Origin of the sequence: Bradyrhizobium sp. STM 3561, assembly GCF_045571455.1 — a bacterium.
GTDB classification, from domain to species: Bacteria; Pseudomonadota; Alphaproteobacteria; order Rhizobiales; family Xanthobacteraceae; genus Bradyrhizobium; species Bradyrhizobium vignae.
Genome location: NZ_CP120695.1, coordinates 3,592,214 through 3,606,671 on the forward strand (window position 1 = coordinate 3,592,214; position 14,458 = coordinate 3,606,671).

At 65.3% G+C, this 14,458-nt stretch carries 17 protein-coding genes and 1 pseudogene; 4 read left to right on the top strand and 14 right to left on the bottom strand.

Going from position 1 to position 14,458, the window contains the following annotated elements:
* The first annotated feature begins 271 nt into the window (after nucleotides 1-271).
* Nucleotides 272-1,437: pseudogene (locus tag P6U28_RS16960) on the top strand (IS110 family transposase).
* Nucleotides 1,438-1,810: 373 nt separating this feature from the next.
* Here P6U28_RS16960 and P6U28_RS16965 read toward each other — a convergent pair.
* From P6U28_RS16965 to mgtE, 4 genes are all read right to left on the bottom strand, one after another.
* A complete protein-coding gene (locus P6U28_RS16965; RefSeq protein ID WP_407122793.1) occupies nucleotides 1,811-2,719 on the bottom strand; it encodes a hypothetical protein in 909 nt (302 codons plus the stop codon).
* Nucleotides 2,720-2,768: 49 nt separating this feature from the next.
* On the bottom strand, nucleotides 2,769-3,587 hold the full coding sequence (locus P6U28_RS16970) for an aldo/keto reductase (RefSeq protein WP_122402834.1): 819 nt from the start codon (nucleotides 3,585-3,587) through the stop codon (nucleotides 2,769-2,771).
* A 140-nt stretch (nucleotides 3,588-3,727) separates the two neighbouring features.
* Nucleotides 3,728-4,045, bottom strand: a complete 318-nt coding sequence (locus P6U28_RS16975) for a DNA-binding transcriptional regulator (RefSeq protein ID WP_122402833.1) — start codon at nucleotides 4,043-4,045, stop codon at nucleotides 3,728-3,730.
* A gap of 187 nt (nucleotides 4,046-4,232) precedes the next feature.
* Nucleotides 4,233-5,654 carry a magnesium transporter gene (gene mgtE, locus P6U28_RS16980; protein WP_122402832.1) on the bottom strand — a complete coding sequence of 474 codons (1,422 nt, stop codon included), beginning with the start codon at nucleotides 5,652-5,654 and terminating at the stop codon, nucleotides 4,233-4,235.
* Nucleotides 5,655-5,735: 81 nt separating this feature from the next.
* Here mgtE and P6U28_RS16985 point away from each other — a divergent pair, with 81 nt between their 5' ends.
* Together P6U28_RS16985 and P6U28_RS16990 are read left to right on the top strand one after the other, a co-directional pair.
* Complete coding sequence (locus P6U28_RS16985; protein ID WP_122402831.1) at nucleotides 5,736-6,533, top strand: polysaccharide deacetylase family protein; 798 nt, start codon at nucleotides 5,736-5,738, stop codon at nucleotides 6,531-6,533.
* A gap of 160 nt (nucleotides 6,534-6,693) precedes the next feature.
* On the top strand, nucleotides 6,694-8,064 hold the full coding sequence (locus P6U28_RS16990) for a polysaccharide deacetylase family protein (protein WP_407122795.1): 1,371 nt from the start codon (nucleotides 6,694-6,696) through the stop codon (nucleotides 8,062-8,064).
* A 4-nt stretch (nucleotides 8,065-8,068) separates the two neighbouring features.
* Here the strand turns inward: P6U28_RS16990 and P6U28_RS16995 are convergent, their stop codons facing one another.
* Entirely contained in the window at nucleotides 8,069-8,443 is a 375-nt protein-coding gene (locus tag P6U28_RS16995; RefSeq protein ID WP_122402829.1) for a hypothetical protein, read from the bottom strand.
* 286 nt (nucleotides 8,444-8,729) lie between these two features.
* Between P6U28_RS16995 and P6U28_RS17000 the strand changes: the two genes are divergently transcribed.
* Nucleotides 8,730-8,987: a hypothetical protein gene (locus P6U28_RS17000; protein ID WP_174221578.1), complete on the top strand. Its 258-nt coding sequence runs from the start codon at nucleotides 8,730-8,732 to the stop codon at nucleotides 8,985-8,987.
* Nucleotides 8,988-9,084: 97 nt separating this feature from the next.
* On the opposite strand, the gene P6U28_RS17005 is transcribed toward P6U28_RS17000, so the two are convergent.
* From P6U28_RS17005 to P6U28_RS17045, 9 genes are all read right to left on the bottom strand, one after another.
* On the bottom strand, nucleotides 9,085-9,273 hold the full coding sequence (locus tag P6U28_RS17005; protein WP_209296165.1) for a hypothetical protein: 189 nt from the start codon (nucleotides 9,271-9,273) through the stop codon (nucleotides 9,085-9,087).
* A 10-nt stretch (nucleotides 9,274-9,283) separates the two neighbouring features.
* On the bottom strand, nucleotides 9,284-9,613 hold the full coding sequence (locus P6U28_RS17010) for a four-helix bundle copper-binding protein (RefSeq protein ID WP_122402827.1): 330 nt from the start codon (nucleotides 9,611-9,613) through the stop codon (nucleotides 9,284-9,286).
* Between the two features lie 116 nt (nucleotides 9,614-9,729).
* Nucleotides 9,730-10,674, bottom strand: coding sequence for a cation diffusion facilitator family transporter (locus P6U28_RS17015; protein ID WP_122402826.1), 945 nt, complete (start codon nucleotides 10,672-10,674; stop codon nucleotides 9,730-9,732).
* A 27-nt stretch (nucleotides 10,675-10,701) separates the two neighbouring features.
* Nucleotides 10,702-11,604 (bottom strand): NAD(P)/FAD-dependent oxidoreductase, encoded by a 903-nt coding sequence (locus tag P6U28_RS17020; protein WP_122402825.1) that lies wholly within the window; start codon nucleotides 11,602-11,604, stop codon nucleotides 10,702-10,704.
* On the bottom strand, nucleotides 11,601-12,677 hold the full coding sequence (locus tag P6U28_RS17025; RefSeq protein WP_122402824.1) for a flavodoxin family protein: 1,077 nt from the start codon (nucleotides 12,675-12,677) through the stop codon (nucleotides 11,601-11,603). The genes P6U28_RS17020 and P6U28_RS17025 overlap by 4 nt, the downstream gene beginning before the upstream one ends.
* A 65-nt stretch (nucleotides 12,678-12,742) precedes the next feature.
* Entirely contained in the window at nucleotides 12,743-12,946 is a 204-nt protein-coding gene (locus P6U28_RS17030; protein WP_244607977.1) for a hypothetical protein, read from the bottom strand.
* On the bottom strand, nucleotides 12,943-13,152 hold the full coding sequence (locus tag P6U28_RS17035; protein ID WP_122402822.1) for a hypothetical protein: 210 nt from the start codon (nucleotides 13,150-13,152) through the stop codon (nucleotides 12,943-12,945). The genes P6U28_RS17030 and P6U28_RS17035 overlap by 4 nt, the downstream gene beginning before the upstream one ends.
* A 272-nt stretch (nucleotides 13,153-13,424) precedes the next feature.
* Nucleotides 13,425-13,625, bottom strand: a complete 201-nt coding sequence (locus tag P6U28_RS17040) for a hypothetical protein (RefSeq protein WP_122406619.1) — start codon at nucleotides 13,623-13,625, stop codon at nucleotides 13,425-13,427.
* A gap of 136 nt (nucleotides 13,626-13,761) precedes the next feature.
* Nucleotides 13,762-13,968 carry a hypothetical protein gene (locus P6U28_RS17045; RefSeq protein ID WP_244607976.1) on the bottom strand — a complete coding sequence of 69 codons (207 nt, stop codon included), beginning with the start codon at nucleotides 13,966-13,968 and terminating at the stop codon, nucleotides 13,762-13,764.
* Nucleotides 13,969-14,458: the final 490 nt, after the last annotated feature.

Below are 14,458 nucleotides of genomic sequence, written 5' to 3' on the forward strand. Positions count from 1 at the left end.
CCCGGACAGGCTGCAACGCGCGAAGCGTTGCGGCGCAGAGCCGGGACCCCGAGCAACACGGCACGGGCGCGGCGACATGGGCCCCGGCTCTGCAGCGCACGCTGAAGGAGCGCTGCGCTGCGTCCGGGGCACGCGAGAGGCGTGTGGTCCACGCTCTCTCCTCCTCGTCATTGCGAGGAGCCCTTGCGACGAAGATTCCATGGGGAGTGGATAGCGACCAGGTCTGAGGCCAGACTGAGGGTTGCTGAATCCATTCAACCTGGAGACGACGATGTTGCTCGATCATCCTTCCGACGGACTGGCCGCTATCCGCACGCAGTTTGGCGCAATTTTTGTGTCATTGGAACTAAGCCGTTCGACATGGCTGGTCACTTCGCTGTCGCCCTGCAAGGGCGAGAAGATGTCCAAACGCAGCATGAAGGCCGGCGACCTTTCGGAACTGTTGAAGCTGTTTGCGGAGCTGAAGCGCAAGGCGCAGGCGCGAACGGGTGAGAGCTATCCGATCATCGCGATCCAGGAGGCGGGGCTGGACGGGTTCTGGCTTCACCGCGCCCTGCAGCAGGAAGGCATCGAGAGCCACGTAGTCGATCCGGCCTCGATTGCGACGCCGCGCCGGCGCCGGCGGGCCAAGACGGACCGGCTGGATGGCGAGACGCTGTTGCCGACGCTGCTGGCCTACAAGCGCGGCGAGGTACGGGTCTGCGCCATGGTCGTTGCGCCCTCTCCGGCAGAGGAGGACCGCCGTAGGCTGTGCCGCGAGCGAGAGACCTTGATCGCGGAGCGGATCGAGCATGTGAACCGGATCAAGGGTCTTCTGTTCGCGCAAGGGATCTTCGACTACGCGCCGCTGCGGCGAGACCGGCGGAAGCGGCTGGAGGCCTTGCGGACGGGCGACGGGCGCGCCTTGCTGGCGCATCTGAAGGCGCAGATCAGCCGCGAACTCGACCGGCTCGAACTGCTGCTCGACCAGATCACGGCGGTGGAGCGCGAGCAGGATGCGTTGCTGGCCGCGAGCAAGGCGGCGGGGAGAAGACCGTATCGAACCCGGTGGCAATGCTGCTCGAACTGAAGAGCCTGGGCCCGAACTTCACGGCCGTTCTCTGGTCGGAGGCCTTTTACCGGCAGTTCGCCAACCGCCGCCAGATTGCATCCTATGCCGGCCTTGCAGCCACGCCATGGCGCAGTGGCGGCATCGAGCGCGAGCAAGGCGTGTCGAAGGCTGGCAATCCGCGCCTGAGAACCACGATGATCCAGCTCGCCTGGCTCTGGGTACGCCACCAGCCTCAATCGGCTTTGACCCAGTGGTTCAAGGTGCACAGCCAACGCGGCCGCAAGCGCGCGATCGTGGCGCTCGCGCGCAAGCTGCTCGTGGCCCTCTGGAAGTACGTGACCGCGGGCGTGGTGATCGAGGGAGCCGAGATAAAGGCCGCCGCCTGACACCACGCTCCTCAGCCTCAAAGCCAATCCGCCGAGATTGATCAGCCTCGGCCGATCCGGGTGGACGAACCGATGGATTGCATGGCTTCAAACGCCGTAACGCCCGCTGCCCCGACTGCCAAAGCCTGATGGCGTGCTCGCTCGAGTCAAGGCCAAGTCGCTTCGCGACGGCCCTCCGGGCCGACCTTGACTCGATCTGCGCGCGCCATCCCACGTGCTCCACGGTCGGGACGAAGAGCTGGCCTGCAATCGAACAAAGAGCTGAACAAACCGCCTTGACACACCAAATCCCCATGTGAGCAATCCAGAATCCCGCCGCGGAATTTGCGTGATGGGATTGACAGAGGGCGACACAGGCACGATGGCGGGAGCGCTACGACCCAAAATCCTTCGGGCTGAACGGCAGGTCCAGCACCTTCCATTCCCCATACAAATTGGCCGGCAGCATCTTGTAGGGCTGGCAGTTCTGGAGCGCGCTCATTGCAGACTTGACGATGGCCACGCCTTTCGCGGACGGCGGCGCTTCGATCAGGATGGGCTCGCGCGCCAGCGTGCCGTCGGTGGCGAACACCGCGCGCAGCTTGACATGGACGTTGTCGCTCGGCGCGACCCCGGCGGGCAGCTTTGCGCAACTTCGCAAATGACGACGGAGTGCCGCGATGACTTCGGCCGGCAACCTGGCCGCGATCGAATCCTTGGCGTCGCCGCCATCGTCCTTGGGGGCATCCTTCGGCTCGGGCGGCAGCTCGGGCGGCAGGCCCAGCATGACCCCGTATTTGACTGTGACGTCGGGCTGGGGCGCCTGATAGGCCGGCGGCGCAGCCTGCTGCTGCGGCATCGCCTGAGGCGGCGTTTGCGGCGTCGGCTGAGAGTGCTGCTGCGGCTGCGGTTGCACGTTGGCCTCGTGCTGCTTCGACGCCTGTGCGGGTTGCGGCTGCTTCTGCTGTGGCTCGGGCGAGGCGTGCGGTGACGACGATGGTGCCGCAGTCTGCTGCTCGGCCGCAGACTTCAACGCTGTGTCCGCCTTGTCGTTGAGATCGAGCTTGGGCAGCTTCAGGTCGGGAAGCGGCTCGGGCGGCTTCTCCTTCGCCGCTTCCTTCTCCTCGGCCTTGGCTTCCTCCTGCTTCACCTGCTCCGGCGTGACGATGTCGACCGTGACAGTCTCGGACGGCGCGGCGTGAAACGGATGGACCTCGCTGATCAAAACGATCAGCGCCACCAGCGTCAGATGCGCGATCGCCGAGGCCGCAATGTCCGTCCGTATGATCTTCCGCAGTTCCATCGACCGATCTTGGGTTGCCGTCGCGGTCCTAGCATACCGCGGGTCCCTCTCAATCCCATTTCGGCGCGAAGCCAAAGTCGGTCAGGCGTCCCTTCGGGGTGGCGAGCGCGGCGATCCGGCTCATCTCCTCCTCCGACAGCTCGAAATCGAAGATCTCGATGTTTTCCGACAGGCGCTCGACGCGCGAGGTGCGCGGGATCGCAGCGACATTCTGTTGCACCAGCCAGCGCAGGCAGACCTGCGCCGGCGTCTTGCGGTGGATGCGCCCGATCTCGGCAAGCCTCTGGTCGGTCTTGATGCGGCCCTTGGCGATCGGGCTGTAGGCGACCAGCGCGAGGCCGTGCTGGTCGCAGGCCGCCCTCACCTTCGCCTGGTCGAGATAAGGATGATACTCGACCTGGTTGCAGACGAGCGGCTCCGGCGAGGCCGCCACCGCCTGCTCGATCAGCGCCACCGTGAAATTGGAGACACCGATGTGGCGCGTCAGGCCCATCGTCTTTGCATGCGACAGCGCTCCAAGCGTCTCCGCCAGCGGCACGTGGGGATTGGGCCAGTGCAGCAGCAGCAGATCGACGGAGGGAAGCCGCAGGCGTGCGAGGCTCTCCTTGACCGAGCGTTCGAGATCGTGGGGCGCGAAATGGTTGGTCCAGACCTTCATCGTGAGGAACACTTCATCGCGACGCACGCCGGAGGCGCGCAAGCCATCGCCGACCTCGCGCTCATTGTCGTAGGCCTGCGCGGTGTCGAGGTGGCGATAGCCGAGCCGCAGCGCCTGCTCGACCACGCGCGCGCAGGTGCGCCCTTCAAGCTCCCAGGTCCCGAGCCCGATCGCCGGAATCCTTGCACCATTGGCCTCTACGAACAGCATGAGGAATCCCCTCTGTTGCGGCAGCCCCGTCGACATTATGGACCTCGTCCGGGATGGTTGCCAACGGACGTCAGTGCTATCGGGACGGATGTTCAGGGCAATGCTAACCGGAGGTTCGCGCGAGGCTTCAGGCCTTGACGTCACGCCTTGGCGAGCGCCTGGAACACGGTATCGGGCGCATGCGCGATCACCGCGAGCAGCGCGCGGGCCGGCCCCCGAGGAGCACGCTTGCCCTGCTCCCAGTTGCGGATGGTCTCGACGGGAACGCCGAGCTTGGCCGCGAACTCCATCTGGGTCAGGCAGGCGCGGCGGCGCAAATCGCGCACCGCGAGCGAAGAGGTGTCGGCCGGCGCGGCATTGGCCGCAAGCTCGACCGCCGACGGCTGGACCGGAAACTCCTGTCCGTCCCGCAATTCAACGACCCGTCCGTCCGCCTTCAGCCGCAACCGCATGTCCAGTCCCCCAAGCGCAGCGATGATGCGGCAGGTCGCTTAAGTTCGGATTAAAGATTGTCTCGTGCCCCCAAACGCTGCGCAGCCAGGACACGAGAGTGAGGATGCCCCCGCTGCCTCCTCCGTCATTGCGAGGAGCCCTTGCGACGAAGCTCGCAATGACGTGGTGAGAGCCTGGGGTCCCAAACCGGCCCTACTTCAACCCGAACCAGAGCGTCGCGATGCCGAGGAAGGAGAAGAAGCCGACCACATCGGTCACGGTGGTCACGAACGTGCCCGACGCCACCGCGGGGTCCGCCCGCACGCGCTCCAGCGCCATCGGGATCAGGATGCCGCCGAGCGCGCCGGCGACGAGGTTGCAGATGATGGCGAGCCCGATGACGATGCCGAGGCCCGGGATCTTGAACCAGGCCACCGCGGCAATGCCCGTGATCACGGCGAAGGCGAGCCCGTTGACGAGGCCGACCAGCGACTCGCGCAGCACCACGCGCCAGGCATTGGAGGAGCCGAGCTCGCGCGTCGCCAGTGCCCGCACCGCGACCGTCATGGTCTGGGTCGCCGCATTGCCGCCCTGGCTCGCCACGATCGGCGCCAGCACCGCGAGCGCCACCATCTTCTCGAGCTGCCCCTCGAACAGGCCGAGCACGGAGGACGCCAGGAACGCGGTGGCGAGGTTCACCAGCAGCCAGTTGAAGCGGCCGCGCGCAATCGTGAGGACGGTGTCCGACAGCTCTTCGTCGCTGGTGACACCGCCGAGCGCCTTGAGGTCCTCTTCCGCCTCCTCCTCGATGACGTCGACGACGTCGTCGACGGTGATGACGCCGACGAGGCGGTCCTGGGTGTCGAGCACGGGTGCGGCGACGAGATTGTACTTGCCGAACATGCGCGCCACCTCTTCCTGGTCCTCCAGGACGGAAACGCGGCGGCGGTCCTCGTCAGTGAGTTCGGTCAACGCCACCGGCCGGCGCGTGCGCAAGAGCACATCGAGCGGCACGGCGCCCTGCCAGTGCTGGTCCTTGTCGACGACGTAGATTTCGTAAAAGCGGTCGGGCAGATCCGGCGTCTCGCGCATATAGTCGATCGCCTGGCCCACGGTGAAATCCTGGGGCACCGCGATGAACTCGGTCTGCATGCGGCGGCCGGCGGAGTTCTCCGGATACAGCAGGCTGCGCTCGAGCGCGACGCGCTCCTTGAGCGGCAGCTTTTCGAGGATTTCCTCCTGCTCCGCGGCGTCGAGGGTTTCCAGGAGTTCGACCGCATCGTCGGATTCGAGCTCGCGGACACCCTCGGCGACCGTCTCCGGCGGCAGCTCCTCGAGGATCTCCTCGCGCACGGTCTCGTCGACCTCGTTCAGCGCGGAGAAGTCGAAATCACGGCCGGTGAGTTCGACGAGGCGGACGCGGGCGTCGGGCTGCAATGCCCCGATCAAATCGCCGAGATCGGCCTCGTGCAGCTCCGCGACGCAGGCGCGCAGCGCCGCACTGTCGCCGGCCTCGATCGCATGGGCAATTTCCTCGACGAATTCGTGACGAATTTCGCCGTCTTCATTGCGCATCGGCACGTGGTCGAGTACCGAATCCGAAGCGGTAGGGGCAACGTCCATATGTTCGTCCATGGCGCGCCTCGCCGTTTGACAGGTGGAACGAGTGATCTGGGCTGACGATCAGGCAATACCCACAAGGCAACTCCGAGCGCAATGACAAAGATGCTCCAACTGAGGTGGACCTCGATGATGGCGGGTGCGCTCGTCGTCGGCATCGTCTCGACGGATGCCGCCGAGTGCCCGCGCAAGGACGCGCTCGGTACCTCGCGCATCCTCAGCGTCGACGCCAAGACCTATCCGCGCGTCGGCTTGAAGAGCTTTCCGCAGACGCTGCCGCTGGCCGATCACGAGGTCGTGCTGACCTTCGACGACGGCCCCTACCCGCCGACGACATCGAAGGTGCTGGCGGCGCTGGCGCAGGAGTGCGTGCGCGCAACCTTCTTCCTGATTGGTCTGCACGCCACCGAACACCCCGAGATGGTCAAGCGGATCGCGCGCGAAGGCCACACCATCGGCCACCACACCTTCTCGCATCCGTTCATGGCGCGGATCCCGTTCGACAAGGCCAGGAGCGAGATCGACCGCGGCATCGCGGCCGACGAGATGGCGCTGCACGGGGTGTCGACGACGACACCATCGACGCCGTTCTTCCGCTTCCCCTATTTCGAGGGGACGCAAGCGCAGCTCGACCTGCTCCAGTCGCGCGGCATCGTCGTGTTCGGCGCCGATCTTTGGGCCAGCGACTGGAACGAGATGACGCCGGAACAGGAGTTGAAGCTCGTCACGGAGCGCCTCGCGGCTAGCGGCAAGGGTATCATCCTCTTCCACGACCCCAAGGCGCGCACGGCGGCGATCATGCCGGCCTTTCTGCGGTATCTGAGAGAGAACGGCTTTCGCGTGGTTCATGTCGTGGCGGCCGGCGCGCCGCCGAAGAATGCCGATGCGCGCTGATCCCGGAATGTCACGCCGGCGCAAAATGGGGTGATTTTGGCCCTATTAACACTCTGTTCATGCTACGCCGTGCAAACATGGAGGGGACGTGCGCCTGAACCGTTTCGGTGCAGCTCCGACCTAGAATGGCGGCAATCGCTTATGAGGGCAGACCGGGTTCATGATCGGAAGTAGCGTTGTAGTTCGGACGCGATCGTGGATCGTCCTCTGTCTGGGATTGCTGACCGTGGGCGCGCCGGCAGCTTATGCAGCCGACTGCCCCGGTCACCCGGACGCGCTCGGGACGTCCCGCACCCTCGTGGTCGATCCGCGCGAGCATCCGCGCATCGGCACCATGCAGTACCGCGAGACGCTGCCGCTGAAGGACCATGAGGTCGTCCTGACCTTCGACGATGGTCCATTGCCGAAATATTCCAACCAGGTCCTCAAGATCCTCGCCGACGAGTGCATCAAGGCGACCTTCTTCATCATCGGCAACCAGGCCAAGGCCAATCCGGAAGGCGTGCGCAAGCTGGTCGCGGCGGGCCACACCGTCGGCACCCACAGCATGGACCATCCGCTGACCTTCGACCGGATGCCGATCGAAAAGGCCGAGGCCGAGATCAACGGCGGCATCGAATCGACCTCGGCCGCGATGACCGATCCGTCCCAGCTCGCCCCGTTCTTCCGCATTCCCGGCCTGATGCGCGCCGAGGGCGTCGAGAACCTTCTGATCTCGCGCGGCATCCAGGTGTGGAGCGCCGACTTTCCGGCCGACGACTGGCGGCACGTATCGTCCGACCGCGTCTACCAGCTCGCGATCCAGCGGCTGGAGGCCAAGGGCAAGGGCATTTTGCTGCTGCACGACATCCAGGCCCGCACCGTGGCGGCGCTGCCGAAGATCATCCGCGACCTCAAGGCGCGCGGCTATCGCATCGTCCATGTGGTGCCCGCGACCGCCGAGCGGCCGGCGACGCCGACCACGGCGGTGGAATGGCTGCTGCATCCGCCGACCGAAACGACGCCGATCGCACGCTGGCCGCGCGTGCCGAATTTCGTATTCACGCAGACCCGGATGCTGCCGGCGCCCGCGCTGGCCGATCTCAATGCGCAGACCGAGCATCAGCCGCTGCTGCCGCGCCGGACCAAGGGGCAGATGGATATCGCATCCACCCTGCCCGTGCCCGACCGCGATCTGTTCGCAATTCCGGAGGGCTCGGTCGAGGTGCTGCTGTCGACGACCTTGTCGCGGCGTGCCGCAACCCGGCTGGCGATGGCAGCCGAGCCACCTCATGCGGCCAGGGGCAAGGCAGCACAGGGCAAAGCAGCAAAGGGCAAGGCAGCCAAGCTGCAAGGACGGCGTACGGCGCATACAGCGTCGGCGGCACCGGATCATGCCGCGCAGCCCATCGACATTGCACCCAAGGGGACTGCAGCCAAGGTGACTGCAGCCAAGGGGATTGCGGCCAAGGGGATTGCGGTCAAGGACGCGGCCTCCAAGCGCGCTACGCCCCGCCCGACCCGCGTCGCCAGCCTGAAGAAGCGCGTTTAAGCCCTCACTGCCGCATGATGGCGGCGACGCAGAGCAGCACGATCAGCGCCAGGAAAAACAGGTCCATATAGGACTTGAGCTCGCCGTCGCGCCGCAGCCGCGCAACGTCGGCGACGACCTGCTTGCGCGCCGTGGTTCCGCCCGAACCGTCATTGATCGGAGCCTGGAGGCGCTTGGTCTCGGCCTCCAGCTTCTCGATCTTCTGGAAGAAATAGAATGCGCGCAGCGTCGAGGCCGCGCGCATGGCGGCATAGACCAGCACCAGGATCGCGATGATCGCCCGGTTCTGATATTTCTCCATGAAGTTCAGGCTGAAATAGACCATCGCCATGAAGGCGAAGTTGGTGAAGAAGCGATAGACGAAGCTGAGAAAGACCATGCGCGCTCGAGCCTTGAGGGGTAGCGCAATCGGATCGTTGCGCGTACGGGATCAGGGGCCAAACCGGAACAGCCGGCCTGGATGCCGTGCAGGCCCGTCTACGCCAAGTTTATTTCGACAGAGATACGATCGCCCCGCACCCGCCGCCTTTTAGCCACACGCGGCCATAATGCAAGCCGGAGCACGTCGCCGGTCCATGGCGGCGCCGGCGGCCGCAACGGCTCAATGGCGATTTGGCCGAAGTCGCGATAGACTTGGGAGCTGCCGCCACATCTGGGGTCTGCCGATGTCGAAAAAGGGAATCACGGGCCACGATGACTGGGTGCTGACCGAGGCGCTCGCGACCGCCCTGGTCGCGCTGGAGCAGCTCGAGCCGAAGCACCGGCCGAACGCCCATATGGAGGACATCCGCAAGCTGCTCGCGAACGGCAAGGAGCCGGCGGCGGTGAGCCTGCACCTGGCGCAGGCCAAATGCCGCCTGTTTCCCGAGCTCGACCCGCTGGAGATCTACCGGGAATACGGCATCGGCGAGGAGTATGGCTAAAGCGCGATGAGATTTGGATGAATCGTCATCGCGCTTAAGCTTGTTGTTTACGCATGATCTTTCCGGAAAACCGCTTCGCACTTTTCCGGATCATGCTTTAGGGCCCGCCCGCGACCGATCCCGCGATCACCATGACCAGCGCGCCAACGTCGATCTTGCCGTTGACGGTCAGCTCCTCCGAGCGGTTTCCATCGTTCGCGCCCTGGACCTTGAGCGATTGCGGCCGGTCGGCGGCCTGACGCTGCAACTCGCCGACGATCGCTTCCTTGAGCTTTTCTTCCAGCATGGGCCCCTCCTCACGCCGCCATTGCGCGGCACGATTGCGCGCAGGAGCGGCAGATCGCGACGCATTCGTCCATGCCGCCGATCCGCGCGCAATCCTCGGCGCATTCGCCGCAGATTTCGGCGCACTCAGCGCATGTATGCTTGTGGTGCGGCGTGTTTATCAGCATGAAATGCGCGGCGGTCCGGCACATCTCCGCGCAGGCCATCATCAGGCGGAAGTGTTCTGGCTCGACGTGCTTGCCGCCTGTCTCGAGGCAGTGGTTCATCGCCGTGCCGAGGCATGTCTGGTAGCAGCTCATGCAGAGTTCGATGCAGCGGGTCATCTCTTCGGATCGGGCCATCCGTTCTCTCCCAAGTTGCGCGTCCATGCCGCCCCTGCTCAACTCAACCAAGGCGACGCTTTCATCGTTCCTGCCCTCCCCCCGATTGTGACGACCTGGAACCACATGATGCGGCTCTAGCCGAAACGCCGCGCCCGCGCCGCCCGGTAGCGGGCATCGGTCTGCGGCTTGATGAACAGCGCCGCCACGCTCGGATGGCGCCTGCGGATCTCGGTCTCGATCGAAACGACGCACTGCTCGATATCGTCGGCGCGCTTGTCGTCGGCGAACTCGATGCTCAAGGCCACCACGACCTCGGCCGGCGATAGCTGCACCGTCAGGAGGCCGTTGGCCCTGAGCACGCCGGGCGAGCGCCTTGCCACCTCTAGGATGGAGCGCGCAAGCTCCGGATCTGCAGGCTCGCCGATCAGAAGGCTCTTGCTTTCGCGCGCGAGCGCGACGGACGCGGTCGCCAGCAACAGCCCGATCAGGATCGAACCAACCCCGTCCCAGACCGGCTGGTCCAGCCATACGGCAGCTGCAGTGGCCGCGGCGGCGATCGCGATACCGAGCAGCGCCGCGCTGTCCTCGAGCAGCACCATGAAAGCCGGAGGATCCTTGCTGCGGACGAAAGCCTGATAGTAACCAAACCGCTCGGCGTCCGACCTGAAGCGCCGCAGGGCAATCAGCCAGGAGCCGCCTTCGAACAGGAATGACAGGCCGAGCACCACGAAGCTGACGATGGGATCTTCGATCGGCTCGGGCGCGGCGACGTGCAGAATGCCCTGAAACAGCGAGACGCCGGCGCCCAGCGCGAAGATGAGCAGCGCAACGATGAAGCTCCAGAAATACAGCTCCCGGCCGTAGCCAAGCGGATGGGATTCGTCGGGTGGACGGGCCGCGCGCCGGTAGCCATAGAGCAGCAGGATCTCGTTGGTCGTATCGACGAGCGAATGCACCGCCTCGCTCGTCATCGCCGAACTTCCCGTCCATGCGGCGGCGCCGATCTTCGTGACCGCGACGAGGACATTGCCGAGCAGCGCCGCATAGACAGAGGTCTTCGTGGATGATCCTGCCGCCATGTTCGCCAATGTCCGATACTCCGCTTCTCACGCCAATCGCGCCGGCACGCTGTTGTGGATGGTGCAGGCGGCAATTGCGGCGTGGCCGAACGAGACCGAGATCTGGTGCAGGTCGGTGACGACGTCGCCGATGCCGTAGAGCCCGCGGATCGACGTGCGCTGATGGTCGTCGACCTTCAGATAACCCTCAACGGTATGCTCGGCACCCAGCGCCATCGCGAGCTGGGAGCGCACCTCAGCGCCCATCGCGGGATAGATCATGTCGAATTGCGCCGTGCGGCCGTCGGCGAAGACCGCTTCGATGCCATCGCCTCTCCGCTGCAAACGCAGATCGGGCGCACGCACGACCTCCACGCCCGCCTCGGCCAGCCGTGACGTTGCGGCCCGATCGTCATCCGGCTCGGTTGCGAGCAGCGTCACGTCGCGCGAATAGCCGCGCAGGAACAGCGCCTTGCCCGCAGCACGCGCCAGCGGGCCGATGACGCCGATGCGGCGGCCGGTCGCCTCGAAGGCGTCGCAGATCGGGCAGTAGCGCAAGAGCCCATCCGCGACGGCGGCGCGCCATTCGTCGAACGGCGGATGGGTATCGACGATCCCGCAGGCGAGGACGACGGTGGCGGCTGCATGCGCGCCGCCATTCCAGCTCGCCAGAAAACCACGATCGTGTCGTTGCAAGTCGGTGACCTCGGCGTCCACGCGCGTGACGGCGAGCTCGTCCAGCTGGGCCGACATCCTTTCGATCAGCTCCGTGCCGGACAGGCCGTGGACGAAGCCCGGGACATTGCGACTGCGCGGGATCAGCGCCGCCCGGCTCGCGCCAGTGTCCACGACGCAGACGCGGCGGCGGAAGCGCGCCAGATAGATCGCGGCCATCAGCCCGGCCGGGCCGCCTCCGACGATCAGGCATTCAAGCGGCGGCGCGCCGGTCATTTGGGTTTGGGGTCCACAAGACCGGCACCGGGATCGCCGAAACGCCCGCTCCTTGCCAGCCGGACTGCGTTGCCGAGCGCACGCGCCGCATTCTGCACCTCGTGCTGGAATTCGCTGTCCTCATCGAGATCGCGATGCGAGGTGGCGTATGGCTCCCTATAGCCGACATAGCCGTCGAGCTCGGCGTAGCGGCCCGCCGAGATCAGCTGCATGTCGGTCAACCAATCCGACAACGCCCGGCGCACGCCCGCGGCGCCGACCGCATCTCCGTGAACGACGACGCCGAAGTGACGGCCGGCGAGATGGCGCGGATAGGACCAGCCCTTCAGCTCCAGCGCCTTGGCCTCAGCGGCATTCTTGCCGTGGGTCGCAGTCGGATCGGGATTGCCGCCATCGGCGCAGACCATGCGGTCCATCATCGCCTTGAGCCCGGTGGGCACATGATACCAGTTCACCGGCGCCACGATCAGGATGCCGTGGGCCGCAACCCAGAGCGGATAGATCTCGTTCATCCAGTCGCCAGTCTGCCCCAGTGAATAGTTCGGATAGCAGCTGCACGGCCAGTGGCAGAGCGGCATGGCGGTGCCGACACAGGTCTTGCAGGGATGAATGGTCTTGCCGAACTCCGAGGCGAGGCGCGACAGATCGAGGATGTCGACGGCAAATCCCATCTCGACGAGGACGGGCTCGGCCAGCTTGACCAGCCGCCAGGTCTTGGACATCTCGCCGGGACAGGTGTGCTCGCTGCGGGTCGAGCCGTTGATGAGGAGAATGCGCGGCGTCTCGTCGGCATCGTCGTGCCGCCGCTGCGCCTCCAGGATTTTTGCGCGCGCATCGAGCCAGTCGACGGCAAGATCGTAGTCGGGATCGGAGAAGCCTGGGCCCGCCTTCCGCGTCAACGGCGCCTTGCGCGAATGGCTGTAGGCGTCCCAGGCCGCAGCGGTGATCGTATCGAGCTCCCGTCCGAGCGGGGCAAAGGCGGGATCGACGAACTGACGCTTGTAGCGGCGCTCGAACTCCTCGCGCGACAGCTTGACGGGTGGCATCCCCTTGCGAACGTCGGCGTCCGTCATGCTGGCTCCTGGCGAGGTCGATATCATTCGACCAACCCGGCGCGCAGCGCGGGGTTCCCAGGGCTCTACCCGCGAGCAGGCTCCTGCGGCACGTCGAATTGCGCGATCCGCCGGTCGAGCCGCCACAGCTCGATGCGATGGACCAGCACGAGCGCGGCCGCTTCGCGCTTGGCCTGCTCATCATCGTCGCAGACCAGATTGATGCATCCGAACACGTGCCCATCAGGATCGATCTGAAACGCGCGGTAATGCTTGATGCTCCCCATCATGTTTGTCCTCGTCTTGGGGAGACGGGCGCGCTCAACCAGTCTGTCAGGTTCGAGGTGACTTCGTTCTGTTTGGCGCGTTGCAGCAGCATCTCACGTTCCCTGCCCGGCGGCAGGGTGCGGGCGCGCTCGCGGGCGTTTTCGGCGAAGGCGGCCAGCCGCTCCTGGAGCGATTGGGTCTGTTTCCTGCGGTTACGTTTGGCGGTCATTTGCACTGTCGCGGATAATCGGTTGGAAGGAAATCAGCCCCGGCGGGGGATCTGGCGCCGGGGCCCAAATTCTATTGCCACTCAATTCGCTTACCGGCTGGGGCGGCCCAGCCCGGCAACGTTTGTAGCTTCCGCCGCAACAGCCGGTTCCGGCATTTCAATAAGTTAACGCTGCATGAGTTCGCGCGAGCGAGATCCGGACCGCGCCGGAACCGAAATGTCAACGCGCATATTCAAAGACGACTTGAAGGCGGATCATCATGGCAGACAATCTATTCGGGCGGCTGCAGGCCCGGCGACCGCAGCCACTCGCTCATCTGAGACCCTGTTTCCGCCTGGCGCGCCTTGCGCAACATCTCGTCGCGCGCGGCGCCGGGCGGAAGCGTGCTCGCTTGTTGGCGCAGTCGCTCCGCCTCGGCGGCGAGCCGCGCCTCCAGAGTCTCTATATGCTTGAACCGATGTCGCGTCGTCATCAGGCGTTCTCCCTGGTGCACGAGGTCGAGCGCGCCGTTGCGTTCTGACGTCTGGCGGGTGCCGAGCCGCGCAGCCTGGCAGACGGTCAACGTTGTGGGGGAGGAACGGTTGCCCGTTTCTGCGAAAAGACCGGAGCTATGGTTCCTCGTTGTCCCGGCGCGCCTTGATCTCCGAGCGAAGCATGGCGCTGTCCATGATGGCCAAACGCAAATCGTTCACGGTTTCGCCGTAGTGACCCGCAGCCTGTCTGTGCTGCTCCCGAAGGGCGCGGCTCTCCTCGATAGCACGTCTAGCGCGGGCAAACAGGGAATCAGGCATCAGCCATGATGCAACAGAGTTCAACGGCACTCTCTTGCATAGGTTACTCATATTGCGCCAATCGCTCAAAGAGCCTCGCTCATTAACTTGGATCAAGCCTTCACAACCCCTCTCGGACGGTTTCTCAACCTATGATCGATGTCCGGAACGGGAATTGACCGGCAGATCCCCGATTTCCTTGGCCGAAACGCCGCGGCAGGTGTATGGTCAGTTCATCACCGGCTAACGCCCCGCCCGTAGGCGCCGGTGGCTGAGAGACGTAGGGTGCTCCCGCCTGCATGATCATCCGGGGAGCGCCCGATGGCGAAGCAGTCTCACTATCCTTTGGCGTCCGACGAGAAGCACGCGGAGCAGGTTCGCAAGGCCATCCGTGAATCGTGGGAGGTATTGACGCTTCCCCGACCGGATACGTTTCTCGGCCGACGAACTCACGAGCCTTTTCCAAGCGAACAAGGTGAGGGTGCGCAGGACAGACAGCCCCGCAGACCGCGATGATCGCAAGGGGGCCGCTCCG